Raw genomic sequence first — 26,727 nt, forward strand, 5'->3', positions numbered from 1 at the left:
TCCGGTTTCCGGCGCTGTCAGCGCACTCCGAGCATTCTGGCGACCTTGTCCCGCTGGACCTCCGACGTGCCCGAGTAGATCGTGCCGCCGGTGGCGTCGCGCAGTTCCTTTTCGATCCCGAACTCGCTGAGGTAGCCGCGGCCGCCGAAGATCTGCACGGCGTTGGTCGCGGACCGGACGTTGGCCTCGCTGGCCAGCACCTTCGCCATGGCCACGTCGACCATCACGTCCTCGCCGGCCTCGAACCGCCGGGCGGTGTCGTAGAACCAGGTGCGGGTGGTCTCCAGGTCGATCTTCATTTCCACGATCTTGGCCGCGATCAGCTGGCAGGACGCGATCGGCGCCCCGAACTGCTTGCGGGTCTTCGCGTAGTCGACGCTCTGCTCCAGGCGGAACTCCATGGCGCCCAGGCTGATCGCGAAGGACAGGAGCACCTCCCACTTCATCACGTAGTCGAGCAGCAGGAAGCCCTTGCCCCGGCGGCCGACCATGTTGGCCGCGGGCACCACGCAGTCGGTGAACGTCAGGGTCCCCAGTGGCGACGTGCGCAGGCCCATCTTGTCGACCGGCGGGCCGGCCTCGAACCCCGGCGTGCCCCGCTCGACGGCGAACACGCTGATGCCGAGCGGGCCGGTGCCCGGCGACGTCCGGGCGTACACCAGGACGACGTCGGCGACGGGACCGTTGGTGATGAAACACTTCCGGCCGTTGAGGACGTAGTCCTCGCCGCGGGGCTCCGCCGTGGTCTGCATGGCGGCCGCGTCGGAGCCGCCGTCCGGCTCGGTGATCGCGTGCGCGCCGATCACCGAGCCGTCGATCACCCGCGGCAGGAACCGGTCCTTGACCTCCTGGCTCCCGAAGCGCTGGATCGGCACGCCGGTGCTGACCAGCTGGGTCGAGACAGAGAAGTTCAGCCCGCCGTCGCGGCAGTGGTAGCCGAGGCCTTCCAGCACGTGCATGGTGGTCGGCAGGTCGTGCCCGCCGCCACCGTGCTCGGTGCCGAAGGGCAGGCCGAACAGCCCCGACGCGCCGATCTCCGGCCAGAGCGCGCCGGCGAACTCCGCCTCGCGGTCACGCCGGAGGTGGTCGGCGCCCCAGGCCCGGAAGACCTCGGTGTAGCCGTTCCGCAGCGCCTGCTGCTTGTCGGTCCACTGCTGCATCGGCGGAGCTCCGGGTCAGTAGTTGGAGTACTCGGACTCGAAATCGTGCGCTTCGTCGCCGATCAGGGCCGGCGTGAACATGCAGACCAGCACCATGTCCTCGTGCGGCGACGCGATCAGGTGGTGCGGGTCGTGCTTGTCGAGGGCGTAGAGCGTGCCGACCTCGATGACGTGCTCGTCACCGGCGGAGTCGATGACCTTGCCGCTGCCGGCGATGCAGTAGCACGCCTCGAGGTGGTTCCGGTACTCCAGCGCCGAGTCGCTGCCGGCCCGGACGACGGTGTGGGTGACGGTGTAGCCCATGCCGTCGCGCAGCGTGAGGAAGCGGTGGCTCAGGCCGTTGCCCCACTCGACGCCTTCGGTTTCCGAGAGTTTGCGGATGATCAAGGTTCAGGCCGCCTTTCCGAGCGAGTCCACATCGGACTGACCGGCCGCCGAGTGCCGCTCGACGAACCGGGTGATCGAGGTGAGGGAGGTGAAGTCCTGCTCGACGATCTCGACCTCTTCCATCGGGATCTCGAACGTGGCCTCCAGCCAGGTGACCACCCGCAGCAGGCCCAGGCTGTCGATCACGCCGTTGGCGCGCAGGTCGTAGTCGGCTTCCAGTTCCTCGGGGCCGACGCCCGGCAGGAACTCGTCGAGGACGTATTGCTTGATCCGCTCGGAACAGCTCATGTCAGCTCCCGTTCAACAGGTCTCGGATGACGGCTTTGCGGTCGGTCTTGCCCGTCGGCGTCGTGGGCAGCGGGTCGTCGACCACGCGGATCGTGGAGGGCAGCGCAGCCCGCGCCAGCCGCTCACGGCAGAACTGCCGCAGCGCGAGCACCCCGAGCGGCTCGGCCGGGTCGCGGCGGACGACGACCGCGTGGATGACGAGCCCCGCGACGTCGTCGGGCACCGCGACCACCGCCGCGCCGGCGATCCGCTCGTGGCGGAGCAGGACCTGCTCGATCTCCTCGAGGTTGACCCGGACGCCGCGGACCTTGACCTGGGAGTCGGTGCGCCCCACGAGGGTGAACACGCCCTCGGCGTCGCGGTGGACGAGGTCACCCGACCGGAAGTAGACGCGGCCGCCGTCGCGTTCGACGAACTTGTCCGCGCTGCCGCCGACGGCGTACCCGGCCGTCTGGAACGGCGTCGACACGAGCAGCTCACCGGTGGCCGGGCCGTCGGCGACCTCGCCGTCGGCGTCGAGCACGAGGGCGTCGACGCCGGGCAGCGGACGGCCGATCGGCAGCGGGTCCGCGGCGGTCGGGTCGCCGGTGATCTCGTGGATGAAGCTGTCGTTGGTTTCGGTGGCGCCGTAGAGGTTGTAGTACCGGGCGTTCGGGAACAGCTTCGGCAGCTCCGGCAGCAGCTTCGCCGGCATTTTGTCCCCTGTCACGATCACGTGCTTCACCGTCTCGAACGGCTCGCCGTCGTGGGCGTCGGCCAGGAGCCGGTAGAGCATCGGGACGGACTGGACGACCTCGACGGACTCGGTGCGGATCAGCTCGGCGAGGTGCTTGCCGTTGGTCGCCCGCTCGGGCTCGACCAGCACCGCCGTACCGCCGGCCTTGAACGTCGCGCGCAGGTCGAGCAGGCACAGGTCGAAGTTGAACGGCGCGTAGTTCAGCACCACGGTGCCCGGCCGGAGGCGGAACTTCGTGATCGCCCACTCGGTGAACCGTTCCACCGCCTGGAAGCTCAGCGGCACCACCTTCGGCAGCCCGGTGGAGCCGGACGTGGTGAAGATGAACGACGTCGCGTCGGGGCTGACGTCGGGGCCGGTGATGTCGTCGAGCCCGGCGAGGTCGCCGTCCGGCGGCACGGTGGCGGTGTCGATCTTGTGCACCCGCAGCCCGCCGAAGTCCGCGCCGGGCTCCGCGGTCAGCACGTCGGTGCAGTCCGCCTTCCGCAGCAGCTCTTCCAGTGCCGTCAGGCCGAGCTCGGTGGAGGGCAGCATGAACGGGCGGCGCGCCAGCAGGCAGGCGACGATCAGCGCGACGGTGCGCGGCGTCTTCGCGGCGTGCAGCGCGACGCGGGCGTCGGCCGGCAGCTGCAGCGCCGTGAGCCCGTTGTAGGCCGACATCGTCATGGCGCACAGTTCGGCGTTCGACACCCGGTCGCCGCCCATGACCAGCGCGGCCGACTCCGGCCGGTTGCGGGCGAAGTCGGCCAGACAGCCGAGCAGCGAACGCGAGTACGGCACATGCTCTCCAACCCAGCCGGGCGCGCGGCAACCACCCCTCGCGCGCCAACCAGTGACCCCAGCTCCCCATGAAGGAGTCCACTTCGAACTCCGGCGGTGCCCGGCCCGGGCTCCGCGTGGAGACCACCGTAGCTTCGGGCCGGAGTGACTGGCTTCTCGCGCAGTGCGGCTCCGCCGGCCCGGCGAGGTCCCGTTTGGACGGTACGACCCGGCCCATCAGCGAGTATCGCCGCAAAAGGGACTTCTCCCGCCTTGCCGATCCGGAACAGCACGCGATGAGACGGCGGCCGGCACCGGGCAGCGCACCCTGGTGACGACGAGCTCTACGCGAGCCGGGACCCGAAACCAGCGGCAAGACGGAGCACCATGACTGAGCCAGGTGATATCCCGTCCGAAGCGATCGACGCGCCGGCGTGGCGCGCCGCGTTGTCGGAGTCGATCGAAGACGTGGTCGCGACGCAGGTCGCCGATCTGCGGGAGGGGTTCGACACCTGCCTGCGGGAGCTGCGGGCCACCAGGCGGGAGATCGAGGACTACGCGGCGTACTGCGCGCAGAACGACCTGCACGCGGACGCTCCGGTGCTCGCGCACATGACGACGTCCGCCGAGCAGGCCTGGCTGCGGCTCACCATCGCCCGGCGCGAGCTGGACGAAGTGTCCATCGCGGACTCGGCGACGGAGCTGTCGGCCGCCGAGGCGGTGCTGCGGTTCGGGCTGTCCACGCTGTCCTACGTGCGCAACGGTCTGGAGTGGACGGCCAAGTCCTACGGCCAGTCGCGGCAGGTGCAGTTCTTCGGGACCCAGCGGGAGTCCTGGCCCACGATGAACTACGACCGCAACGGCTCGCACGCGTCGGTCACCCGGGTGGAGCGGCAGCTGCTGGACGTGCTCGGCCTGCCGGACGACGGCTACGGCATCGGCGTCACGTCGTCCGGCATGGCGGCGTTCACGTGGATCGAGGCGTTCCTGCTGCGTTACCGGCTGAACGCCGGCGACAGCATCCTCCTGGCGCCCTACATCTACTACGAAGTGGCCCAGCAGCTGACCGCGCTGCCGCACATCAGGTCGGAGCGCGCCGGCGGCTACCTGGTCGAGGAGATCGTCGCCGACGTCGTGCGCCACCGGCCCAAGGTGGTCTTCGTCGACCCGCTGGCCAACAACGTGCGGCAGCGGATGTTCGACCTGCCGGAGCTCTACCGGCGCCTGCGCGAGGTGGTGACCGAGCGCCTCACGGTCGTCGTCGACGGCACGATGATCGGCGCGTCACTGCAGCCGGAGCTCTTCGCGAGCGACGACCGGCTCGAGATCATCTACTACGAGAGCTGCACCAAGTACCTCCAGCTGGGCATGGACTTCGCCCTCGGCGGGCTCGTGGTGTACCCGGCGGAGCTGACCGAGCTGTTCGACATGCTCCGCCGCAACACCGGCGCGGTGCTGGCGCGGCACAACGCCGAGCTGTTCCCCCGGTACGAGACCGCCCTGCACCGCCGCCGGATGCGCCGCATCTGGACGAACGCCGAGCGGCTGGCCAAGCTGCTGCTGGCCGACCCCCGGGTCGCCGCGGCGGGCGAGGTGCACCACCCCGCGCTGGCGCACCACCCGGACGTGCTGCTCGCGCACAGCCTGCCCTACGGCAGCGGGATCGTGACGTTCCTGTACCACGAGCGCAGCCGCAACGACTGGAACAACCTCAACGCGGTGGTCGACCAGATCCTCGTGCACGCGCAGCAGTCCGGGGTGCAGGTCACCAAGGGCGTCAGCTTCGGGTACTCCGTGCCGCGCGTCTGGGCGCAGGACGTGGGGACGACCGAGGCGGAGCGCAAGTACGTGCCGGCGACGGACGACGAGCCGCTGTTCCTCCGGCTCTACATCGGCGACCGGGCCGTCCAGCTCGAAGGCCTGGCCGACGCCATCGCCTCGGCGATCGCCGGCTGACCGGCCACCATGCCCGAGGGGCGCTCACCGTCCGGTGAGCGCCCCTTTGCCACATCGTCTCGAGAACGTCAGGCGTCGACGGGCTCGCGGGTGGGGAGGAGCCTGCCCGGCAGGGTGCGCAGCAGGGCGACCCCCACGGCCGAGCCGGCCGCGACCACGGCCATGACGAGGAACGCGGGCGTGCCGAGGCCGGCGTACGCGACGGCGCCCAGCACCGGCCCGAGGATGAACCCGATGTCGGACACCAGGCCGAAGGCGCCGAACGCGCGCCCGAGCTGGTGCCTCGGCACGAGGTTCACGCCCTGCCGGGCGACCAGGTACAGCACGGGCTGGGCCGTCATGAACAGCAGCAGCCCGGCGCACATCGCCACCACGCCGTCGAACAGCCCGACCGCGGTCAACCCGATCGCCTCGGCGCCGAACGCGTACGCCGAGATCACCAGCAGCGGCCGGGACTCCACGAACCGGGCGCACGTCATGGCCACGGTCATGAACACCGCCAGCCCGGCGGTGTAGAGCAGCGACGTGTAGGCGACGCCGTTGCCCGTCACGTCGTCGAGGTGCAGGGGAAGCACCGGTTCGAGGGCCGCGAACAACGCGTTGTTGACCAGGTCGACGACGGCGAACAGGCCGACCAGCAGCACCAGCGTCCGCACCGCGCGGCCACGGTCGGCCGGTACCGGTGGCGGCGGGGCCACGGGCTCCGGGGCAGCCCGCAGGCCCAGCAACAGCAGCCCACCGGTCAAGGTCACCGCCGCGCCGGCCAGGAAGACGCCCGTGAAGCCCAGGAACGGGTGCAGCAGGCCGACGACCGCGGGCCCCAGCACCATGCCGGCCGTGCAGCAGCCGCCGAACCAGCCCATCACCCGGGCCGTGCCGAACCGCGAACTGCCGCCCAGCGAGCTGGCCAGCTGGTACAGCACCGGCATCGTGATGCCCTCGGCCACGCCCCACGCGAGCCGCCAGCTCAGCACCTGCCAGCCCGCGGTGGCGAAGGCCAGGCCGACCACCGTCGCGGCCGTCAGGGTCAGGCCGGCGAAGCCGATGAGCTGCGGCCGGGACGTGCGGTCGACCAGGATGCCGCCGATGGGCTGCGCCAGCGCCTTGGCCAGCGCGAACCCGCTGAAGGCCGCGGCGACCTCCAGCGCCGACATCTGGAACCGGCCGGTCAGTTCGGGCACCAGCGGCACCAGCATCGTGTACGCGACGTTCATCATCGCCGCGGACAGCAGCAGGGCTCCGATCCCGGACTGCCGCGGGGCGGTCACGGGCGCTGCTCCAGCCCTTCGTAGCCGGCCTCGGTGACCAGGCCGTCGTGCACCGCCGTCAGCCGCGGGCCGTAGACCTCGACGTCGCCCGGCTCGGCCGAGTACCACAGGCCCCACAGGTGCAGACCGCCGAAGCCGTGCTGCTTCTTGAACCGGTCGTTGCCCCGGCCGAACTCGACGATGTCCCAGCCGCGGTCGACGCCCTGCGCCATGATTTCGTACAGCATGAACGGGTACGCACTGACCTCGCCGTAGACGGACGGGTCCGTGCCGCCGGCCCACAGGTACAGCCGGCGGTCGTGCTCCAGCGCGACGAACGCGCCGATCGTGCGGCCCTCCCACTCGGCGCGGATCACGCTGGCGTACGGCGTTTCCAGCACGGCCGCCAGCGTCGGGGCGTCGTAGAGCCCGGGCCAGCCGTGCTTGACCGCCGAGCCGTTGCACAGCTCGAGCACCCGGTCGATGTGCGCGGCCGCGGCGGGGCCGGTGTCCTCGACCAGCTTCACGTTCTTCTCCGTGGCCCGGCGCCACCGGCGGCGCCAGTCGGTGCGCTTGCGGCGCGGCACCGCGCCCATCACCGGGTCCGGGCCGCTGCCCGGGTTCTTGTAGTACGCGGTGTCCAGCCGGGCGAAGACGTCCGGCGGGCGGACGGCGGCCCACTGGCGGGCCGGCTCGGGCGGCAGGTTGAACACCAGCACGCCGGCCGCGCCCAGGTCCCGTGCCTGCGCGCGGGCGTCGTCGACCAGGGTCGCCACGGCGGCGCTGTCGCCGGCCAGGTACGCGGGGCCGTAGACCGAGTAGACCGAGCCGATCGTGAGGACCGGGCGGTCGAACACCGGTCCGCTTCCGGTCTCGTCTTCGTAGCCCTGCCAGAACGGGGAGTGCTCGAGCAGGTAACGCGGCGCGCGGCCGGGATCGAGCACGCGCTGCCGCTCGATGGTCGCCCGCGTCCACGCCGCCAGCCACTCGTCGGTGTCGAACACCGTGGGCGGATGAGGCTGGGCCTCGGGTTTCCGGGCGAGCGTCATCGAAGCTCCTCCGTGCGGCGGACATTCCTCACTACGACGGTAGGGGCGCGCGGCCGCCCGGGCGAGGGTCGACCACCAGCGGCGCATTCTCGGAGAAGCGGTGCCGGCCCGCACGATCGAGGATGCCCGGGTGATCGACGGACTGCGACGCTGGGCGCATGACGCGCTCCATCGCCTGGCAGGACGGCGCCATCGAGGCCGTCGACCAGTGCGCGCTGCCGCACGAATACCGGACGCTGCGCCTGTCCACTGTGGATGAAGTGATCGACGCGATCCAGCGCCTGGCAATCCGGGGCGCGCCCGCCATCGGCGTGGCCGGCGCCCTCGCCGTGGCGCTCTCGGCCCGTGCGCACACCCGCGACGGCGTCTGCGACGAGATCGCGGTCCGCACCGAGGCGCGGCGGATCGCCGACGCGCGGCCGACCGCGGTCAACCTGAGCTGGGCGGTGCGCCGGGTCGTCGACAAGCTCGGCGGCGGCGCGGACGCCGTGCTCGCCGAAGCCGTCGCCATCCTCGTCGAGGACGAGGAACGCAACCGTGCCGCAGCGGGCGAAGCCGCGAAGCTCGTGCGGCGGCTGTGCGGGCCGGAGCCGCTGCGGCTGCTGACCCACTGCAACACCGGCCGGCTGGCCACGGTCGCCTGGGGCACCGCGCTGGGCGCCATCCGCCTGCTGGCCGGTGAAGGACACGTGACCGAGGTGCTGTTCGGCGAGACCCGGCCGCTGCTGCAGGGCGCGCGGCTCACGGCGTGGGAGCTGGCCGAGGCGGGCATCCCGCACCGGATGCTGGTCGACTCCGCCGGGCCGGCCGCACTGGCCGCCGGCATGGTCGACTGCGTGCTGGTCGGCGCCGACCGCGTGTGCGCCAACGGCGATGTCGCCAACAAGATCGGCACGTACTCGCTGGCGCTGGCCGCGGCGCGGGCCGGGGTGCCGTTCGTGGTCGTCGCCCCGGAGTCCACCCTGGACACGACGTTGCGCAGCGGCGCGGACATCGTCATCGAAGAGCGCGCTCCGGCCGAGGTCACCGCGTTCGGCGGCGTCGAGGTCGCCCCGCCGGGCACCGGGGTGTTCAACCCCGCGTTCGACGTCACACCGGCCGAGCTGGTGACCGCCGTGGTCACCGAGTCCGGCGTGTTCCGTCCCACCGGGACGGCCGAGGAGCGGGCGTCATGAGCGGCGCGGAGCTCGCCGAGACCGCGGCTGGGCTCTACGCGCGCGGCTGGCTGGAAGGGACCGCGGGGAACCTGTCGGTCCGGCTGCCCGGGGACCGCGCGCTGATCACCGCGAGCGGCGTCAGCAAGGGGAAGATCACCGCGGCCGACGTGGTCGAGGTCGGCATCGCCGACTCGCGGCCGGTGCGTGCGGGCGCGCCGCGCCCGTCCGCCGAGACCACGATCCACACGGCGCTGTACCGGTTGTCACCCGGCTCGCACGCGGTCGTGCACGCGCATCCGCCCTACGCCACCGCGGTCGCGATCCTGGCCGCCCGGCGCGGCGCCGGCACCGTGACGTTCACCGACTTCGAGATCATCAAGGGACTCGGGCTGACCGATCCGTCCAAGGTGGTCGTTCCGGTCTTCGAGAACCACGCGCACGTGCCCCGCATCGCCGGCGACGTCACCGAGCGGCTCGCCGCCGACGCGCCGCCCGTCATGCTCATCGGCAACCACGGTGCCACCACCTGGGGGCCGACGCTGGACATCGCCCGCAACCGCATGGAGTGCCTGGAAGCGTTGTGCCGGCTGACGTTGCTGGTCGACCGGGCCATCCCGTGACAAGGAGAACACGATGACCCTGCTCCAGGTCATGCCGGCGGACGACGCCGCGAACGTGCTGCTGCGCACCGAAGACCTCGCCGAGATCGCCGCGGAGCTCGCCCCGCACGGCATCCGGCTCGAGCGGTGGGCGACCGTGCCGCTCGCCGGCGACGCCGGGCAGGCGGAGGTGCTCGCCGCCTACGCGTCCGAAGTGGAGCGGGTGTCGGCGGAAGGCCCGTACCCGCTCGTCGACGTCGTGCGGATGGTGCCGGACGACGCCGATCCGGAGTGGCCTGCCAAGGCCGAGGCGGCCCGGGCGAAGTTCCTCGACGAGCACACCCACGACGAGGACGAGGTGCGGTTCTTCGTCGAGGGCAGCGGGTGCTTCTACCTGCACCTGAGCGGCAAGGTGTACGCCGTGGTCTGCACCGCCGGCGACCTGATGTCCGTGCCGGCCGGCACCACGCACTGGTTCGACATGGGGACCAAACCGTACTTCTGCGCCATCCGGTTCTTCCAGGAGGAGGACGGCTGGATCGCCGGCTTCACCGGCGACCCGATCTCCGCCGGGATGCCGACGCTCGAAGAGCTCGTCGCACCGGAACCGCGCTCGTGACCCTGGCGGTCGTTCTCGACATCGAGGGCACGGTCAGCCCGCTGTCGGCCGTGCACGACGTGCTGTTCCCCTACGCGCGCGAACGCCTCGAAAGCTGGGTGCGCCAGGACCGGCCCGGCACGCAGGCCGTCGTGGACGAGGTGCGGGCGGTGCTCGGCGGGCACGCCGACCTCGACGACGTGGTGCGGACCCTGCTCGAATGGCACGACGGCAACGCGAAGCACAGTCCACTCAAGACACTGCACGGACTCGTCTGGGAACGCGGTTTCCTCGGCGGCGAGCTGTCCGGCGTGATCTACCCGGACGTGCCACCCGCGCTGGCCGGATGGCGCAGGCGGGGAACACCGTGCTGGATCTACTCCTCCGGCTCGGTGCTCGCCCAGCGGCTGTGGTTCTCCCGCAGCGACCAGGGGGATCTCGGGGGCTACCTGGCCGGCCACTTCGACACGCTGACCGGCGGGCCGAAGCAGGATCCCGCTTCCTACCGGCGCATCGGGCGGGCGATCGGCACACCGGCCCGCGACGTCCTTTTCCTGTCCGACAGCCGGGCCGAGCTGGACGCCGCGAGGACCGCCGGCTGGGCGACCATCGGGGTGAGCCGGCCGGGCTGCACCACCGACTTCGGCACGCACCGGGCGATCGCCGACTTCACCGAGTTCGGCACCGCACGGGAGGTGGCGTCATGATCAGCGAGGACCCGCTCGTCGGGAAGTTCGCCGCGTTCCGCAGTACGATCTTCGCCGAGATGACCGCGCTCGCCCAGCGCACCGGCGCGATCAACCTCGGCCAGGGGTTCCCGGACAGCGACGGGCCGCCGGAGCTGCTCTCCGCCGCCGCGGAGGCGGTGCTCTCCGGGCACAACCAGTACCCGCCGCTGCCCGGCGTGCCCGCGCTGCGCACCGCCATCGCCGAGCAGCGTGCCGCCGACTACGGCACGCCGTACGACCCCGACACCGAGATCCTGGTGACCGCGGGCGCGACCGAGGCGATCGCCGCCGCCATCGCCGCTTTGGTCCCGGCCGGTGACGAGGTGCTGGTGTTCGAGCCCTACTACGACTCCTACGGCGCGGCCATCGCGCTCGCCGGCGCCGTCCGCCGGACCGTGCGGCTGCGCCCGGCCGGCGACCGGTTCACGTTCGACCCCGGCGAGCTGGCCGCCGCGGTGACGCCGCGGACGCGGGCGTTCCTGGTGAACACCCCGCACAACCCGACCGGAACGGTGCTGTCGGCCGCCGAGCTGGCGGCCGTCGCCGAACTCTGCGAGCGGCACGACCTGATCGCCATCACCGACGAGGTCTACGAGCACCTGGTCTTCGACGGGGTCCGGCACGTCCCGCTGGCCTCGCTGCCCGGGATGGCGGCCCGGACGCTCACGATCTCGTCCGCCGGCAAGACCTTCAACGCCACCGGCTGGAAGGTCGGCTGGATCTGCGGGCCCGCGCCGATGGTCGCGGCCGTGCGGACGGTGAAGCAGTACCTCACGTTCGCCGGCGGCACGCCGTTCCAGCACGCGGTCGCGGCCGTGCTGCCCGACCGGCACCGGTGGCTGGACAGCCTGCGGGCCCGGCTGACCGCCACCCGCGACACCCTGCGGGACACGCTCACCGCCACCGGCTGGCGGTGCTTCGCGTGCCAGGGGACGTACTTCCTGCAGGTGGACGCCGGATCGGTCGGTTACGTCGACGGCACGGCACTGTGTCACGACCTGGCGACCGAAGCCCAGGTGGTGGCGATCCCCAGCGGGGCGTTCTACGCCGATCCGGCGAGCGGGCGCGAGTTCGTCCGCTTCGCGTTCTGCAAGAGTCCCGCGGTCATCGCCACCGCGGCCGCCAGGCTGGCCGGATTCGCCGCCGGCACACATCGGGAAGGAGCGGCGTGATGGGCAACTCGCCAGTCGGGGTGATCGGTGGCAGCGGACTGTACGAACTGCTGGAGGACGCCTCGTTCGTCGACGTCCCGACACCGTACGGTGCGCCGTCCGATTCGCTGGTGCGTGGGGCGGTCGGCGGGCGTGAGGTGGTGTTCCTGCCCCGGCACGGTCGCGGCCACCGGCATCCGGCGCACGTGATCAACTACCGGGCCAACATGTGGGCGTTGCGGTCGCTCGGGGTGCGGCAGGTGCTCGGGCCCTGCGCGGTCGGATCGCTGCAGGCGTCGCTCGGCCCGGGGACTTTTGTCGTGCCGGACCAGGTGGTCGACCGGACTTCCGGGCGGATCTCGACGTACTTCGACACCGGCGCGGTGCACGTCGGGTTCGCCGACCCGTACTGCCCCGACGGGCGTGCGGCCGTGCTGAAGACCGCCGGCGAGCTGGACCAGGCTGTCGTCGACGGCGGAACCATGGTGGTGATCAACGGGCCGCGGTTCTCCACCCGTGCGGAGTCGGTCTACTACGCTCGGCAGGAGTGGTCGCTGATCAACATGACCGGGTTGCCCGAAGCCGCGCTGGCGCGTGAGCTGGCCATGTGCTACACGTCCATCGCGCTCGTCACGGACCTGGACGCCGGGCTCGACGAGGAGAGTGCGGTGGAGCAGGAGTCGGTGTTCCGGGTGTTCTCGGAGAACATCTCGCGGCTGCGGGAGCTCGTGTTGCGGACTGTTGCTTCACTGGGGGCTCAGGAAGACTGCCGATGTGCGCACGCGCATGATGGGCTCGAGATTCCTACCGACCTGCGCTGAGGAGAATGTGGTGGATTACAGCCTGTTCGTCAAAGGCTTCGACATACCGGACGGTTCCGTGCCGGCCAAGCTGAGCTTCGAGGACATCGAGATCCGGGCGATCACCCGCGCGGACCTGGCCGAGGACGTGCGCGGAATCAACGCCAGCTTGGACCTCATTCCGCGGACCCGCGGTGGCGGGTGGCCGACCGAGGCGGTCACCGAGGAGTTCAACTACGTCGACCTCGTGTGGCACGAGTGCGAGTTCCGGGACATGGGGTCTTTCGCCTACTGCATCTGGGATTCGGAAAATCGGTATCTCGGGTGTTGCTATCTCTACCCCATGGGACGGCGGACGACGCTGACCGAGGAGCTGCTCGGGCACGACGTGGACGTCAGCTGGTGGGTCACCCCGGACGCTTACGAGAAGGGGTACTACGAGAAGGCGTACCGCGCGTTGCAGCACTGGATGACCGAGTTGCCGTTCAAGCAGCCCTACTACTCCAACAAGCAGATTCCCGAAGACTGAGGGAATCGGCCCGTCGGCGCGAGCCCGCGGGCTCATCAGTCCGATGTGGACGCTTCGGGTGGCTCGTCGAGGCCGAGCAAGCCCCGCAGTTCGCGCGGCGTCACGGACAGGTCGTTGAGCTTCGTCGTGGCGGTCGTGTTCACGGCGGCTCGCAGAGCGCTGTCGGTCCACGGGATCTCGCGGCCGGAAGCGGCGTCACGAACCGGCTTCAAGCTCACCTCGAGCCGGTCCACCAGGGCTTCCCGGTCGCGCCCGCGCCGGGCGGTCATCCGGCGCACCTCGAGCATGACCGAAGCCGCGAACGCCTCCCGGGTGCCGGGATCTCCGGTCAAGATCGCGGCCAGGTTCCCGGCACGGTCGTCGTAACAGGATTCGAGCCGGCGCAGCACAGCCGCGGCGACACCGACCGAATGGTTCTTGATCGCGGCGAGGTTGAACGTGAACGCGCCGACCCGGCCGTTCCGGACGATCTCGTCGCCCTCCCGGGGACCGCCGATCACCGAGACCGGACCGGACGGGAGCCCGGACGGCCCGAGCAGGGCACCGGACCCGTCGACCTCCACACCGCGCCCGGTACGCCGGTGCCGCACCGCGATCTCCTTCCGCAGGAGCGCCGCCCAGAGCGCCGACCCGGTTCGCCCGTAGTCCGGCTCCCGTCCGAAGTTCGAGATCACCAGGTCCGCTTCGAGGGTCTGCGACGACGACGCTCCGGCCACCGACACCGTCAGCGTGCCTGCCTCGGTGCCGGCGATCCGGTCCACCTTCCCGGTGACGAGGGTGACCGGCCCGCCGGCGTCGATCGCCGCGTCGACGATCTCGGTCGTATAAGCGACAGCGCCGACCCGCAGGGTGGCCAGCAGCGTCCCGTACTGGTCGAGGAGCCCCCGCAGGTCGGCGGACGGAATCCGGGCCAGGACCCGGGGCAGGTGGGGCTCCCACGACTTCGAGACCCGTTCCGGCACGACCGCAGCCGGAACGTCGGGGTGCTCGCGAGCGACGATCGCACACGCCCGCTCCCATTCGGCCACGAAGCGCAGAAGCAGGTGCTGGCGGCCTTCGTAGCCTTCGCGGTGCAGCCGGGGCGCCGGCAGATCGAGAACGCGGTGCCGGTGGTCCGGCGGGTAGGTCCGCAGCATCCGGCCGGAACGGGAGACCATGGCGATCTTTCCCCGGTGCCCGCGCCGCACCAGCAACGCGGCCACGTCGTAGGCGGTGAGCAACGTGCCGATGATGACGACGGTCGCGTCCGGCCCGGTGCCGAGGATGCGCGCCATCCCCGCTTCGGAGTACGGGCGCCGCACGAAAGCCGGGTGGTCCACCACTTCGGCCGCGAAGGGGAGATCCCGTTCCTCCAAGCCCGTCGCGATGACGACGTGGTCGGCCCGGAGAGTCACGCGCCCGGGCTCGGCAGCGCCGCCGGGCAGGCAGAACCGGTCGACGACGACGCGGTGCCCGCCGGCGGCGGCTTCCACGTCGACCACCTCGCCGTCGGCTTCGACCAGGCTCACGCCGTCCGCCGCCTCCCGCGCGGCCTGAGCCAGGCGCTCGGCCAGGTAGTCGGCGTAGATCCGGCGCGGCGCGGGCCCGGACTCGGTGAACGTGAAGCCGCTCCACTCCGTGGGCCAGCCGGCCCGGTCGGCCTCGCTGTTCGCCCAGTCCACGAAATCGTCGACGTCCTCGCGGAACATCGACATCCGGCCCGCCTGGATGTTGAAGACGTGCTGCCAGTGGTTCCCCGCCCGGTGGTAGGCCACGCCCGCGCTGCGGTACCCGGGGAGCCGCTCGACCAGCACCACCTGCAGGGGCTCTCGCGCGAACTGGAGCAGCCGGACCGCGGTGGCGGTGCCGCCCAGACCCGCACCGACGACGACCACCCGGGGAACCTGGTCCGACAGCCGCATCTCGCCACTCCCGTCCTGCCGGAGTCCGCGAGTTGCCACGATCAGCGCTCTGCGCGGATGCCCACCGTCGACAGCGAGCAATGAGAGTACCTTGAGCAGCCCTGTTCGCGCCGCGTCCGAACGTGTTCACGCATTCACCCGACCGGGTCGGACCGCCGGCAAGCGGGCGATACCCGGCCCATCGTCCGGCGGGGCCCGCCGGACCCTTCGGTCCACATTAGACGCTCGCGTCGCCGAACCACCGGCGGGCGGCTCGTTCGAACGAGCCGCGATCGGGCACGTGCTCTCCGGCCCAGGCGACGACCCCGTCGGGGCGGACCAGGACCGCGCCGAGGCCGAGGTCGTTTTCCGCGGTGCCCGCGGCGTACCGCAGCTCGCTTTCCCAAGCCGCCGCGGAAGCGCGCAGGTGATGATCGGCGCTGAAGTCGAGGACGACGCCTCGGCCGTCCCGCATCAGGTCGGCGAGGGTCGTGCCGTCCGCCGGCCGGAAGTCCGGCGCGACGCGGCCGACCAGCGGCCGGTCGTCGCCGAGGTCGTGGCGGGCCGACATGCCGGAAAGCTTCTCGAACACGTAGGTCGTTCCGTTCCGGGTCCGGAGCAGGTCGCGCAGCACGCCTTGGACGGCCTGGGCGTGCGGATCCGGCCGCATCGCCGCCACCTGGGCCCGCGTCCAGCCGAGCGCCCAGGCACCGACGGGGTGGCGCTCGCGGGTGTAGGTGTCGAGCAGCCCGTCCGGCGCCTGCCCGCGCAGGGTCGCCGCGAGCTTCCAGCCCAGGTTGACGGCGTCGCCGATGCCGGTGTTGAGCCCCTGCCCGCCGAGCGGCGAAACGATGTGCGCGGCGTCGCCCGCGAGCAGGACGCGGCCCCGCCGGTAGGTCGTCGCCTGCATCGCGCGGTCGGTGTAGCTCGACGCGAGGTGGACCTCCGTCAGCGTCACGTCGGTGCCGGAGACGCGCCGCAGCACTTCCTGGAGGTGCTCGCGGGTGACTTCCTGCGAGCGGTCGAACGCGCCGCCGTCGAAGTCCATCACGCCGATGTGCCCGTCCGCGGCCATCCGGAGGTACACGCCGCGCGGCGTCGGGGTGAACCCCGGGTTCAGCTTTTCGACGTCGGGGATGGTGGCGAGCGCGACGTACCCGGTGAACTGCGGCTCGGTGCCGGCGAACTCGAAGCCCGCGAGCCGGCGCACCGCGCTCCGCCCGCCGTCGCAGCCGACGGCCCAGCGTGCCGGGTACTCCCGCGCGCCGGCGCGCACGACGACGCGCTCGTCGTCCTGGGTGAGGCCGTCCACGGCGACCCCGCGGCGGATCTCGACCCCGAGCTTGGCCGCCCGCTCGGACAGCACCGCCTCGACCGTGTCGAGGCTGGTCATGACGGCGTCCGGCACCGAGCCGGGCAGCCGGAGCGGCAGGGCGGCGAGGTCGACGTCGGCCCCGTCGAGCATGATCCCGGCGAAGTGCCCGGCGAAGCGCGGCCGAGCCGGGTCGTCATCCTCGGCGGCGCCGAACGCGGGGCCGGCCTCGGCCAGCAGCGGCTCCAGCAGCCCGCGCCGGTGGAACGCCGCGACGGAAGCGGCGAACAGGCCGCGCCGCCCGAGCGGGGCCGTCCGCCAGGGGGCGCCGGGCTCGGGCTCCCGCTCGAGAACCAGGACCGAGCAGCCCGCGAGGCCCAGTTCGCAGGCCAGGAACAACCCGACCGGCCCGGCGCCCACGATCACCACGTCATGCATGAGAATCCCCTTCCGCAGCCGGATCTCGGCGACCGGTTCAGGCTGCGGTGGGCCGCGCTCACGGCGCGCACACAGCGCTGGTACGGGGTGTCAAGCGCGCACAGCGGCGCACACGCCGGGACCGGGGCCGCCCGCCGGGCTGTGGCCTCCGCACAGACGCCTGGTCATCCGGGCCGGGATGGACGAGGATCCCCGGGTGCCCGAATTCAGAGGTTTCACCCTGATCGCCCGGATCGGCCTGACCTGCTACGCCTTCGTGCACCTCGTCGTCGCGTGGCTGGCGGCGCAGGTGGCCCTCGGCGACAACGAGAAGGCCGACAAGGCCGGCGCCCTGCAGATCGTCGCGTCGAACGGCGGGGCGTGGTTGCTGTGGCTGATCGCCGCCGGCACCGGGCTGCTCGCGTTGTGGCAACTCGCCGAGGCGATCACGGGCCACCGGCACGCCGCACCACGACGGCGGTGGGTGCGGCGGACGGCCAGCGGTGTCGAGGTCGTCCTGTACGGCCTCGTCGCCTACAGCGCGGGGAAGACCGCGATCGGCGGCTCCGGCAAAGCGGGCTCGGTGGTGGCCACGGTGCTGGCCGAACCCTGGGGAGCCGCCGCGGTGATCACGGCCGGCGGCGGCGTCATCGCGGTCGCGGCCTTCCTCGGCTACCGCGGGATCAGGAAGAAGTTCGTCCACGACCTCGACCTCGCCGGGACGTCCCGGACGGTCCGGCGGTCGGCGGAAAGACTCGGCCAGGTGGGCTGGTCCGCGATGGCGCTCGCCTACGGCACGGTGGGCGCGATGTTCATCGTGGCCGCGGTCGACTACGACCCCGCCAAAGCCGGCGGCCTGGACCCGGCGCTCAAGACACTCGCGGTGCAGCCGTACGGCCAGGCACTGCTGCTGGCTTTGGCCGCCGGGATCGCCGTCTTCGGCGTGTTCGCGTTGCTCGAAAGCCGCTACCGCCGGATTTGACGCACCTCACCAGGGTGAAAACACCTGTTTGGACGGACGAGGTCCTGGGCACTCCCGGGCCGAGTCGAGCCGGCACCCACCCCGGGCGCCGCCCTCTCGGAAAAGGAGCTCCCCCACCGTGATCATCCTCGGCGTCATCCTGCTCATCCTCGGCTTCGTGATCGGCATCCCCGTGCTGTACACGATCGGCATCGTCCTCGCCGTCGCCGGTGTCGCCCTGGCCATCCTCGGCGGAACCGGCCGCAAGATCGGCGGACGCGCGCACTGGTACTGAGCCGCGCCCTCTTCCTTCCGGGGCCGGAGGTTCGACCCTTCGGCTCCGGAAGGGACGCAAGGTTCGAGGCAAGCTCGGCCCGGCCGGTTCGACGGGCCGGTCGTGATCAATCGCCGTTCGACCGTCCCGGGGCGGCCAGCTCGCGGGCGTGCTCCCGGGTCTCGTCGTTCGTCGGAAAGAAGCACTCGATGCGCAGCTCCTGCAGGGTCACGTCCTGCGGCGTGCCCAGTGTGGTCACCGTGGAGAAGTAGTCGAACCGCCGGCCGGCGTGCTCGTACCGGATCGGCACGATCGGGAGGACCGGCGTCGTCGCGTCCACCACCCGCAGGTGGGACGGCACGCCCGGGTAGGCCAGCACCTCGTCGAGAATCCCCTGGGCCCGCTCGTCGAGGACACCCCCGATCGCCTCCCGCCGGGCTCGCCGCACCAGCGCTTCGGCGACCTCCAGCCAGTTCGTGACGTGCGGCCGCACACCGTCGGGGTGGAACATCCTGCGGAGCACGTTCGCCGGCCCCGGCGGGTTCCCCGGCTGCCCCCGTTGCAGGAACGCGAAGAACCGCCGGGCGGCGGTGTTGGTGTGCCGGATGTCCCAGCTGCGGTCCATCACCAGCGCCGGGAACGGTTCCTGCTGGGCGAGAATGGTCTCCAGCGCTTCTCGCACCGCCGCGAGAGCCGGTGCGTCCAATGCGGACTCCGCGTATTCGGGCGAGAACCCGGCGCTCAGCAACAGCGTGTTGCGCTCCCGCAACGGGACGTCGAGGACTTCCGCGAGCTTCAGCACCATGGCGCGGCTCGGGTTCGCCCGTCCCGTCTCGACGAAACTCAGGTGGCGGACCGACACGGCCGCCTCGGCGGCCAGAGCCAGCTGGCTCAGCCGCCGGGTGGCGCGCCAGTGTTTCAGCAGGGGCCCTACCTCAGGCACCCGTTCAGTATCCCGTCTTCCAGGCGTGGGGCAGCACGGCGTCCTCCAGCGGCGGCTCGGCAAGGTTCGCCGTGTAGTTCGTCATCGCCGAGATCGCCACCGCGGTGATCACCTCGAAGACCTGCGGTTCGGTGAAGCCCGCCGCCGTGAACGCCTGCACCTCCGCGTCGCCGACGTGGCCCGCTTCTCGATCAGCGACCGGGTGAACGCCGACAACGCCGCCATCCGCTCGTCCGGCGGCACCTCCCCCCGGCGGATCGCCTCGACCACCGCCGGCTCGACGCCGTCCTGGAGCGACTCCAGCGTGTGGAACGCCACCGCCCACGCGCTGCGGTTGGCGACCGCGTTGGACAGCAGCAGGACCTGCCGCTCGTCCGGGCCGAACGTGCCTCCGCCCCGGAAGTGCCCGAAGGCGGAGAAGAAGGTGTTGAGCAACGCCGCCGAGTTCGCCATGAGTCCCGCGGCGGCGGGCACGAATCCGAAAGCGCTTTCGAGGACCTCGAGCGGCTCCTTCGCGGCCTCGTCGGCAGTGTCGGCGGTGTGGATCCGGTAAGTGGTCATGGCTGGGAGTTTGCAGCACCGCGTGCGCCGAACCAATTCCCTCGGAGGTAAACATCGCCGCGAGGCACCTCCCTCACCGCCGCGCCGCGCTGAGGATGGTCTCGGCCACCACCTCGGGATGCACCAGCGGTACGGCGTGCGAAGAATCGACCTCGACGACGGTGGAACCGGCTCGTTCGGCCATCCACCGCTGCGCCTCGGCGGGAATGGAGTTGTCCTGTGTGGACACCACCGCCCACGACGGCACGGTGTGCCAGGTGGCTGCGTTCGCGAAGCTGCCCTCCAGGGTCACCGGGTCGAACGGCTTCTGCGCGGCGGCGAGGACCTTCTGGTCACGCGCACCGGCGTCGCCGGCGTAGACCTCGCCGAACTTGTCCGGCCGCAGGTAGACCTCCACGCCACCGGGGTATGCGCGGACGACCAGGTTCTCCGGGGTCAGCAGGCTGCCCGGGAACTTCCCGTTGAGCGCCCCGGCCGTCTCGCCCGCGTCCTGCTGGAAAGCCGTGACGAAGACGAGCGAGCGGACACTGTCGGTCAGGGCACCGGGGGCCGAAATGACGGATCCGGCGTAGGAATGCGCGGCGACCACGAGCGGGCCGCTGAGCGTACCGAGGAACTGCTTGAGGTAGGCGATGTCGCCGTCGAAGTCCCGCATGGGCAGCGACGGCGCGATGACGGTGCGCCCGGCGTCCTGCAGGCGCACGGAAACCCGGCGCCACACCGAAGCATCGGTCAGGGCGCCGTGGACGAGGACGAAGGTCGGCTGGTTCATGCCTCCAGTCTGGGCTCGGCCCGAACCCGCGGACACTGGCACTACTGCCGACTATCGAAAGCTTCCCGCCATCGTCACGCACCGAAGGTGAAGGACTTCCGGTGCTCCCGTGGCGAAACACCGGTCACGCTCCGGAACTGCACGCGCAGGTTGGCCGCCGTGCCGAGCCCGACCCGGCGTGCGACGTCCTCTATGGACAGTTCGGTGCCTTCCAGCAGTTCCTTGGCCCTGGCGATGCGCTGATCGCGCAGCCACGTCAACGGAGGAAGGCCGACCTTCTCGCGGAACCGCCGGTGGAACGTCCGTTCCGACAGGGCGAACCGCGTCGCGACCTCCTTCACCGACAGCGGCCGCTCCAGCGACACGAGCATCCACTGCTGGGCCTGGGCGATGACGTCGTCACCGGGCGGGACGGCGGCCTTCTCCACGAACGGCTGCTGCCCGTTCGCCGGCCGCGGCGCCATGACGATGCGCCGCGCGATGTGCCGCGCGGCCGCCGGCCCCAGGTCGGCGTTCAGCAGGTGCAGGCACAGGTCCACGCCCGCGGTCACCCCACCCGAGGTGAGGACCGACCCGGTGCCGGCCACGAGCACCGACTGATCGACCGTGACCGCGGGGAAGCGCTCCGCGAGGTCCGCGCACAGCGACCAGTGGGTGGTCACGGTCAGCCCGTCGAGGACACCGGCCCGCGCCAGGGCGAACGCCCCGGAGCAGATGGACACCATCCGGACACCCCGCCGATGCGCGCCCGCCAGGGCTCGCAGCAGGGAACCGGGCAGCTCACGCCCCGCGGCGTCGGCGTAACCCGGCACGACGATCGTGCCGGCCCGGCGCAGCAGCTCCAGGCCGCCGTCCGGCACCACCGTGGTCCCGCCGGCCACCGGCACCGGACCGCCGCCGACGGACACGGTCACGAGGTCGTACGCCTCCGGCGCCTCGCGGCCGAACACGTGGATCGGGATCGCGTAGTCGAGGGGCAGGACGTCCTCGAGCAGGACGACCACCATCCGGTGCCGGGTCATGGCAGTATCGTAGTGACGCTGGTCGATGCTGCCACTTTCTTCGCACCGCGGGCTGCGCCGGCCGACGAAAGGAGCCGCGCCATGACCGCCGAGCCGTTCGAGGTCAGCGTGACCGAAGCCGAGATCGCGGACCTGCGTGACCGGTTGCGCCGGACGCGGTGGCCCGAGCCCGAGCCGGTGGCCGGCTGGTCACAGGGAATCCCGCTGGCTTACACGCGGGAGCTGTGCCGCAGCTGGGCCGAGGACTACGACTTCGGATTCGCCACCCGGCTGAACGCCTTCCCGCAGTACCGCGACACGATCGACGGGCTGGGCATCCACTTCCTGCACGTCCGCTCGCCCGAACCGGGCGCGTTCCCGCTCGTGCTCACCCACGGCTGGCCGGGTTCGGTGCTCGAATTCCTGGACGTCCTCGGCCCGCTGACCGACCCCCGCGCCCACGGCGGCGATCCGGCGGACGCGTTCCACGTGGTCGCGCCGTCGTTGCCCGGCTACGGCTGGAGCGACAAGCCGTCGACGACGGGGTGGGGCGTCACCCGCATCGCCCGCGCCTGGGACACGCTGATGACGTCGCTGGGCTACGACCGCTACGGCGCGCAGGGCGGCGACTGGGGCTCGGCCGTCTCCGGCGCGCTGGGCGAAGTGGCGCCCGAGCGCGTCGCCGCCGTGCACCTGAACCTGGGTTCCGTCGCGGCCGGGACGTTCGACGACCCGACGCCATCGGAGCTGGCCAACCTCGAGGCCGAAAGGGAATTCCAGCGCACCGAACGCGGCTACTCGGCGATCCAGGCGACCCGGCCGCAGACGCTCGGCTACGGCCTCACCGACTCCCCCGCCGGCCAGGCCGCCTGGATCGCCGAAAAGTTCCAGGCCTGGACAGACCACGACGGCGACCACGAGGACGCGGTGTCACGGCAGAAGATCCTCGACGAGATCTCGGTCTACTGGTTCACCGCCTCGGCCACGTCTTCGGCGCGCCTGTACTGGGAGAGCTTCGCGCGCTTCCGGGACAAGGTCACCGCGCCCTCCGGGTTGTCGATCTACCCCCGCGACATCACCCGCCCGTCGCGACGGGAAGCCGAGCTGCGGTTCACCGACCTGCGGTGGTTCGAGGAAATGCCGCGAGGGGGCCACTTCGCCGCGCTGGAGCAACCGGAGTCGCTGATCGAGCAGGTGCGCGGGTTCTTCCGGCTGTTCCGCTGACGGCGAGGGCGGGCACGGTTTCCGCTCGGCGCCCGAGGGAACCCGGGGTGCGAACCGTACCCCGATCCGAGGAGGCCCCCGTGGCCATCGCGTCCGTCAACCCGGCCACCGGAGAAACCTTGCGCACCTTCGACGAGCTCACCGACGCCCAGGTCGAGCGGAAGATCGGGCGAGCCGCGGCCGCCTTCCGGGACCACCGCCGCACGTCGTTCGCCGAGCGGGCCGAGCGGCTGCGGCGAGCCGCGGACATCCTCGAAGCCGAGACCGACGAGCTGGCGCGCCTGGCCACCCTCGAGATGGGCAAGACACTGGCCTCCGCCAAGGCCGAAGTGGCCAAGTGCGCGAAGGGCTGCCGCTGGTTCGCCGACCACACCGAAGCCCTGCTCGCCGACGAACCCCACGACGTCGGAGACGCCGGCGCGAAGGTTTTCACCCGGTACGAACCGCTCGGCCCGGTGCTCGCCGTCATGCCGTGGAACTTCCCGTACTGGCAGGTCTTCCGGTTCGCGTGCCCGGCCCTGATGGCCGGCAACGTCGGCCTGCTCAAGCACGCCTCCAACGTGCCGCAGGTGGCGCTGGCCATCGAGGACGTCCTGCGCCGCGCCGGCTTCGCCGAAGGGGTCTTCCAGACCCTGCTCGTCGGCTCGAAGAAGATCGAAGCGATCATCGACGACGACCGCGTCCGCGCGGTCACCCTCACCGGCAGTGAGCCCGCCGGCCGGCAGGTCGGCGCCCGCGCCGGGCAGAACGTCAAGCCCAGCGTGCTGGAGCTGGGCGGCAGCGACGCCTTCATCGTCATGCCGTCGGCCGACCTGGACGCCGCTGTCGACGGTGCGGTCACCTCGCGGATGCTCAACAACGCCCAGTCGTGCATCAACGCCAAGCGCTTCATCGTGCACGAGCAGGTCGCCGAGGAGTTCACCCGCCGCCTGGTGTCCGAACTGGCGGGATTGCGCATCGGCGACCCGATGGCCGAGGACACCGACCTCGGCCCGCTGTCCTCGCCGGACGCCGTCGAGACGCTGGCCAAGCAGGTCTCGGACACCGTCGCGGCCGGCGCCCGCCTGCTGACCGGCGGCCACCCGATCGACCGGCCCGGCAACTACTTCGAGCCCACCGTGCTCACGGACATCCCCGACGGGTCCCCCGGGCACCGCGAGGAGTTCTTCGGCCCGGTCGCGCTGCTGTGGACCGCCCGCGACGCCGACGACGCCATCCGCATCGCCAACGACTCGGCCTTCGGCCTCGGCGGCAGCGCCTGGACCCGCGACGAAGCCGAGCAGCAGCGGTTCGTGACCGAAGTCGAAACCGGGATGATCTACATCAACAGGTTCACCGAGTCGACGCCGGAAGTGCCCTTCGGCGGCGTGAAGAACTCGGGCTACGGCCGCGAGCTGGCCGGCTTCGGCCCGCGGGCCTTCGTCAACGCCAAGACCGTCTGGATCGATTGACGACCGGGTTTCCCCACGCCCGAGGCGGGTACCGCCGAAGCATGACCAAGACCGCAGCCGTGCTCGGCACGGGACTCATGGGCAGCGGCATGGCACGCACCCTCGCCGGCGCCGGATTCGACGTCACCGCCTGGAACCGCACGACCGAAAAGGCCCGCCCCCTGGCCGATGCCGGCATCACCGTCGCCGAGGACCCGGCCGAAGCCGTGGCGGGCGCCGATGTCGTGCTCACCATGCTCTTCGACGTCGACGCGGTCGCCGGCGTCATGAGCCGGGCCCTGCCCGCTTTCGGGCCGGACACCGTCTGGGTCCAGTCGGGCACCGTCGGCCTGGCCGGCACCGCCCGCCTCGCCGAGCTGGCCCGCGAGCACGGCACCCCGTTCGTCGACGCCCCCGTCCTCGGCACCAGGCAACCGGCCGAAGAAGGCAAGCTCATCGTCCTGGCCGGCGGCCCCGCCGGCCTCCAGGACACCGTGAACCCGGTCTTCGACGCCGTCGGCGCCCGCACCGTCTGGGTCGGCGAGCAGCCCGGCGACGGGCACCGCCTCAAGCTCGCCGCCAACGCCTGGGTCCTCTCCGTCACCGCCGCCACGGCGCAGAGCGTCGCGCTCGCCGACCGCCTCGGCATCGATCCCGGCGGGTTCCTCGACGTGATCGCCGGCGGTCCGCTCGACTGCGCCTACGCCCAGCTCAAGGGCAAGGCCATGATCTCCGACGAGCTCGAGCCGTCGTTCGGTCTCGGCGGCGCGGTCAAGGACAGCGCCCTCATCCTCGACGCCATGCGCGAAGCCGGTGTCGACGACCGGCTGATGGCCGCCATGCACGCCCAGTACGCCGCCGCCGAGGACGAGCACGGCGATGAGGACATGGCCGCGGTCGTCCACGTCGTCACCGGGTCGCACTGACAGATGTGGACCGCGATCGGCCGCGCGCTGGCCATGACGGGCTCGATGCTCTGGGAGATCCTGTGGGCCCTGATCCTCGGCTTCGCGCTGTCCGCGGTCGTGCAGGCCGTGGTGCGCAAGACGACCGTCGCGAACCTGCTCGGCGACGACCGGCCACGCACCCTCGCGGTGGCTGCCGGGCTGGGCGCCGCCTCGTCGTCGTGTTCCTACGCCGCGGTAGCGCTGGCCCGCTCGCTGTTCCGCAAGGGCGCACACTTCACCGCGGCGATGGCGTTCGAGATCGGCTCCACCAACCTCGTCGCCGAACTCGGCGTCATCCTCGCCCTGCTGCTGGGCTGGCGGTTCACCCTCGCCGAGTTCCTCGGCGGCCCCATCATGATCGTGGCGCTGGCCGTGCTGTTCCGGCTGTTCGTCCGGCAACGGCTGCTCGACGCGGCCCGCGAACAGGCCGAGCGCGGCCTGGCCGGGTCGATGGAAGGCCACGCGGCCATGGACATGTCCGTCCGGCGCGAGGGGTCGTTCCTGTCCCGGCTGGGTTCCGGCGACGGCTTCACCGCCGTGGCGCACGTGTTCGTCATGGAGTGGGCGGCGATCCTGCGCGATCTGCTGGTCGGACTGCTCATCGCCGGCGCGGTCGGGGCGTGGGTGCCGGACTCGTGGTGGCACGCCCTGTTCTTCGAAGGCCACCCCGTCCTGTCGGCGGTGTGGGGACCGCTGATCGGACCGGTCGTGGCGATCCTGTCGTTCGTCTGCTCGGTGGGGAACGTGCCGCTGGCGGCGGTGCTGTGGAACGGCGGCATCAGCTTCGGCGGCGTCGTCTCGTTCCTCTTCGCCGACCTGCTGATCCTGCCGATCCTCAACATCTACCGGAAGTACTACGGCACCCGCATGATGCTGGTGCTGCTCGGCACCTTCTACGCGGCGATGGTCGTGGCCGGCTACGCCGTCGAACTGCTCTTCGGCGTCACCGGGCTCACCCCGGAGGCGCGGGACGCCACCGTGCTGGACCGGGGCATCTCGTGGAACTACACGACCTGGCTGAACATCGCCTTCCTGCTGCTCGCCGGGCTCCTGCTGGTCCGGTTCGCCCGCACCGGTGGCCTGCCGATGCTCAAGATGATGAACGGCGCCCCGGCGAGCGGGATGTCCGGGCCGGAACCCGGCCGTAACCCGGACCGGTGAACTTCGGGACGTGTCCCGGTTTCCCGGACCGCCCATCCGGGGTAGGAGAGCGGCATGGCCGACATCACCAGCCTCATCCTCGACGACCACGACTGGTTCCGGCGCCAGTTCGCCCGGCTCGACGACCTCACCGACCCCGCCGACCTGGCGGAGGTCTGGCAGCCCTTGGCCGACCTGCTCGACGTGCACGCCCGCGCCGAGGAGGAGATCTTCTACCCCCACCTGCTGCGCCGCGGTGAGGACGCCGAGGCCGAGACCCTCGATGCCATCGGCGACCACAACGACATCCGCGACGGCGTGCACGAGGCAGCCCTGCACCCCGTCGGCAGCACCGCGTGGCAGGAAGCGGTGAACAAGGCCCGGTTCGCCAACAGCGAGCACATGGCCGAGGAGGAGGACGAGGGCCTCGCCGACTTCCGCCGGCACGCCGACCCGGGGCTGCGCGAAGAGCTGGGACGGCGGTTCCTCGAGTTCAAGCGGCAGCACGAAGGCGCCCGCGACCTCGACGTCAGCGACCTCGACCCGCAGGAGTACGTCGAGCAGGAGCTCGGCGACCGTCCCGCCGACGCCTCGCTCGGTATCGGCAGCCTCAAGGAACAGGACTGACACGAAGATGAACGAGACTCGCTGGTGGAGATGGGGTTGGTCTGGTCTTGTGTCAGGTGGGGATTGGGTCGAAGCGGACGGTCATGCCCAGCGC

Annotated in this window: 27 protein-coding genes; 15 read left to right on the plus strand and 12 right to left on the minus strand. The window is 71.5% G+C overall.

Going from position 1 to position 26,727, the window contains the following annotated elements:
• Nucleotides 1-17: 17 nt before the first annotated feature.
• From OO60_RS05365 to OO60_RS05380, 4 genes are read right to left on the minus strand one after another with little or no spacing between them, the layout of a single operon-like run.
• Nucleotides 18-1,160 (minus strand): acyl-CoA dehydrogenase family protein, encoded by a 1,143-nt coding sequence (locus tag OO60_RS05365; RefSeq protein WP_004559774.1) that lies wholly within the window; start codon nucleotides 1,158-1,160, stop codon nucleotides 18-20.
• Nucleotides 1,161-1,175: 15 nt separating this feature from the next.
• A complete protein-coding gene (locus OO60_RS05370; RefSeq protein WP_004559775.1) occupies nucleotides 1,176-1,547 on the minus strand; it encodes an ectoine synthase in 372 nt (123 codons plus the stop codon).
• A 3-nt stretch (nucleotides 1,548-1,550) separates the two neighbouring features.
• Complete coding sequence (locus OO60_RS05375) at nucleotides 1,551-1,835, minus strand: acyl carrier protein (protein WP_004559776.1); 285 nt, start codon at nucleotides 1,833-1,835, stop codon at nucleotides 1,551-1,553.
• Between the two features lies 1 nt (nucleotide 1,836).
• The gene (locus tag OO60_RS05380) at nucleotides 1,837-3,351 is read right to left on the minus strand and encodes an AMP-binding protein (protein WP_004559777.1); all 1,515 of its coding nucleotides are present in this window, start codon (nucleotides 3,349-3,351) and stop codon (nucleotides 1,837-1,839) included.
• Between the two features lie 366 nt (nucleotides 3,352-3,717).
• Here OO60_RS05380 and OO60_RS05385 point away from each other — a divergent pair, with 366 nt between their 5' ends.
• A complete protein-coding gene (locus OO60_RS05385) occupies nucleotides 3,718-5,286 on the plus strand; it encodes a PLP-dependent transferase (RefSeq protein WP_004559778.1) in 1,569 nt (522 codons plus the stop codon).
• Between the two features lie 68 nt (nucleotides 5,287-5,354).
• On the opposite strand, the gene OO60_RS05390 is transcribed toward OO60_RS05385, so the two are convergent.
• Both OO60_RS05390 and OO60_RS05395 read right to left on the minus strand, forming a co-directional pair.
• Complete coding sequence (locus OO60_RS05390; RefSeq protein WP_004559779.1) at nucleotides 5,355-6,554, minus strand: MFS transporter; 1,200 nt, start codon at nucleotides 6,552-6,554, stop codon at nucleotides 5,355-5,357.
• Nucleotides 6,551-7,582: a GNAT family N-acetyltransferase gene (locus OO60_RS05395; protein WP_004559780.1), complete on the minus strand. Its 1,032-nt coding sequence runs from the start codon at nucleotides 7,580-7,582 to the stop codon at nucleotides 6,551-6,553. The genes OO60_RS05390 and OO60_RS05395 overlap by 4 nt, the downstream gene beginning before the upstream one ends.
• A gap of 158 nt (nucleotides 7,583-7,740) precedes the next feature.
• Between OO60_RS05395 and mtnA the strand changes: the two genes are divergently transcribed.
• From mtnA to OO60_RS05430, 7 genes are read left to right on the plus strand one after another with little or no spacing between them, the layout of a single operon-like run.
• Nucleotides 7,741-8,757 carry an S-methyl-5-thioribose-1-phosphate isomerase gene (mtnA, locus tag OO60_RS46900; RefSeq protein WP_004559781.1) on the plus strand — a complete coding sequence of 339 codons (1,017 nt, stop codon included), beginning with the start codon at nucleotides 7,741-7,743 and terminating at the stop codon, nucleotides 8,755-8,757.
• Complete coding sequence (gene mtnB / locus OO60_RS46905) at nucleotides 8,754-9,359, plus strand: methylthioribulose 1-phosphate dehydratase (protein ID WP_004559782.1); 606 nt, start codon at nucleotides 8,754-8,756, stop codon at nucleotides 9,357-9,359. Before mtnA ends, mtnB begins: the two co-directional genes overlap by 4 nt.
• A 13-nt stretch (nucleotides 9,360-9,372) precedes the next feature.
• On the plus strand, nucleotides 9,373-9,957 hold the full coding sequence (locus tag OO60_RS05410; RefSeq protein WP_004559783.1) for a 1,2-dihydroxy-3-keto-5-methylthiopentene dioxygenase: 585 nt from the start codon (nucleotides 9,373-9,375) through the stop codon (nucleotides 9,955-9,957).
• The gene (gene mtnC, locus OO60_RS05415) at nucleotides 9,954-10,643 is read left to right on the plus strand and encodes an acireductone synthase (RefSeq protein WP_004559784.1); all 690 of its coding nucleotides are present in this window, start codon (nucleotides 9,954-9,956) and stop codon (nucleotides 10,641-10,643) included. The genes OO60_RS05410 and mtnC overlap by 4 nt, the downstream gene beginning before the upstream one ends.
• Entirely contained in the window at nucleotides 10,640-11,836 is a 1,197-nt protein-coding gene (locus tag OO60_RS05420) for a pyridoxal phosphate-dependent aminotransferase (RefSeq protein WP_004559785.1), read from the plus strand. The genes mtnC and OO60_RS05420 overlap by 4 nt, the downstream gene beginning before the upstream one ends.
• Nucleotides 11,836-12,636 carry an S-methyl-5'-thioadenosine phosphorylase gene (locus OO60_RS05425; protein WP_004559786.1) on the plus strand — a complete coding sequence of 267 codons (801 nt, stop codon included), beginning with the start codon at nucleotides 11,836-11,838 and terminating at the stop codon, nucleotides 12,634-12,636. The genes OO60_RS05420 and OO60_RS05425 overlap by 1 nt, the downstream gene beginning before the upstream one ends.
• Nucleotides 12,637-12,646: 10 nt before the next feature.
• Complete coding sequence (locus OO60_RS05430; protein WP_004559787.1) at nucleotides 12,647-13,144, plus strand: GNAT family N-acetyltransferase; 498 nt, start codon at nucleotides 12,647-12,649, stop codon at nucleotides 13,142-13,144.
• Nucleotides 13,145-13,179: 35 nt separating this feature from the next.
• Here the strand turns inward: OO60_RS05430 and OO60_RS05435 are convergent, their stop codons facing one another.
• Nucleotides 13,180-15,045 (minus strand): FAD/NAD(P)-binding protein, encoded by a 1,866-nt coding sequence (locus OO60_RS05435; protein ID WP_004559788.1) that lies wholly within the window; start codon nucleotides 15,043-15,045, stop codon nucleotides 13,180-13,182.
• A 217-nt stretch (nucleotides 15,046-15,262) separates the two neighbouring features.
• Nucleotides 15,263-16,774 carry an FAD-dependent oxidoreductase gene (locus tag OO60_RS05440; RefSeq protein ID WP_004559789.1) on the minus strand — a complete coding sequence of 504 codons (1,512 nt, stop codon included), beginning with the start codon at nucleotides 16,772-16,774 and terminating at the stop codon, nucleotides 15,263-15,265.
• A 196-nt stretch (nucleotides 16,775-16,970) separates the two neighbouring features.
• Between OO60_RS05440 and OO60_RS05445 the strand changes: the two genes are divergently transcribed.
• Together OO60_RS05445 and OO60_RS47060 are read left to right on the plus strand one after the other, a co-directional pair.
• Complete coding sequence (locus OO60_RS05445) at nucleotides 16,971-17,735, plus strand: DUF1206 domain-containing protein (RefSeq protein ID WP_004559790.1); 765 nt, start codon at nucleotides 16,971-16,973, stop codon at nucleotides 17,733-17,735.
• A 118-nt stretch (nucleotides 17,736-17,853) separates the two neighbouring features.
• Entirely contained in the window at nucleotides 17,854-18,009 is a 156-nt protein-coding gene (locus OO60_RS47060) for a hypothetical protein (RefSeq protein WP_004559791.1), read from the plus strand.
• Between the two features lie 106 nt (nucleotides 18,010-18,115).
• Here OO60_RS47060 and OO60_RS05450 read toward each other — a convergent pair whose 3' ends face one another.
• The 4 genes from OO60_RS05450 to OO60_RS05465 all read right to left on the minus strand — a co-directional run bounded on the left by OO60_RS05450 (nucleotide 18,116) and on the right by OO60_RS05465 (nucleotide 21,286).
• Nucleotides 18,116-18,931: a helix-turn-helix domain-containing protein gene (locus tag OO60_RS05450; RefSeq protein WP_004559792.1), complete on the minus strand. Its 816-nt coding sequence runs from the start codon at nucleotides 18,929-18,931 to the stop codon at nucleotides 18,116-18,118.
• Between the two features lie 108 nt (nucleotides 18,932-19,039).
• On the minus strand, nucleotides 19,040-19,492 hold the full coding sequence (locus OO60_RS44425; RefSeq protein WP_240490874.1) for a carboxymuconolactone decarboxylase family protein: 453 nt from the start codon (nucleotides 19,490-19,492) through the stop codon (nucleotides 19,040-19,042).
• 73 nt (nucleotides 19,493-19,565) lie between these two features.
• The gene (locus tag OO60_RS05460; RefSeq protein WP_004559793.1) at nucleotides 19,566-20,264 is read right to left on the minus strand and encodes an alpha/beta fold hydrolase; all 699 of its coding nucleotides are present in this window, start codon (nucleotides 20,262-20,264) and stop codon (nucleotides 19,566-19,568) included.
• A 74-nt stretch (nucleotides 20,265-20,338) separates the two neighbouring features.
• Nucleotides 20,339-21,286, minus strand: a complete 948-nt coding sequence (locus tag OO60_RS05465) for a GlxA family transcriptional regulator (protein WP_004559794.1) — start codon at nucleotides 21,284-21,286, stop codon at nucleotides 20,339-20,341.
• Between the two features lie 81 nt (nucleotides 21,287-21,367).
• On the opposite strand from OO60_RS05465, the gene OO60_RS05470 reads away from it, so the two are divergent.
• The 5 genes from OO60_RS05470 (at nucleotide 21,368) to OO60_RS05490 (ending at nucleotide 26,633) form a co-directional block, all read left to right on the plus strand.
• Complete coding sequence (locus OO60_RS05470; RefSeq protein ID WP_004559795.1) at nucleotides 21,368-22,489, plus strand: epoxide hydrolase family protein; 1,122 nt, start codon at nucleotides 21,368-21,370, stop codon at nucleotides 22,487-22,489.
• A gap of 80 nt (nucleotides 22,490-22,569) precedes the next feature.
• Nucleotides 22,570-23,940 (plus strand): NAD-dependent succinate-semialdehyde dehydrogenase, encoded by a 1,371-nt coding sequence (locus OO60_RS05475; protein WP_004559796.1) that lies wholly within the window; start codon nucleotides 22,570-22,572, stop codon nucleotides 23,938-23,940.
• A 41-nt stretch (nucleotides 23,941-23,981) separates the two neighbouring features.
• Complete coding sequence (locus OO60_RS05480) at nucleotides 23,982-24,845, plus strand: NAD(P)-dependent oxidoreductase (protein WP_004559797.1); 864 nt, start codon at nucleotides 23,982-23,984, stop codon at nucleotides 24,843-24,845.
• Between the two features lie 3 nt (nucleotides 24,846-24,848).
• The gene (locus OO60_RS05485; protein WP_004559798.1) at nucleotides 24,849-26,027 is read left to right on the plus strand and encodes a permease; all 1,179 of its coding nucleotides are present in this window, start codon (nucleotides 24,849-24,851) and stop codon (nucleotides 26,025-26,027) included.
• A gap of 54 nt (nucleotides 26,028-26,081) precedes the next feature.
• Nucleotides 26,082-26,633: a hemerythrin domain-containing protein gene (locus tag OO60_RS05490; RefSeq protein WP_004559799.1), complete on the plus strand. Its 552-nt coding sequence runs from the start codon at nucleotides 26,082-26,084 to the stop codon at nucleotides 26,631-26,633.
• Nucleotides 26,634-26,727: the final 94 nt, after the last annotated feature.

The organism is Amycolatopsis vancoresmycina (assembly GCF_000716785.1).
In the GTDB taxonomy this organism is placed as follows: domain Bacteria; phylum Actinomycetota; class Actinomycetes; order Mycobacteriales; family Pseudonocardiaceae; genus Amycolatopsis; species Amycolatopsis vancoresmycina.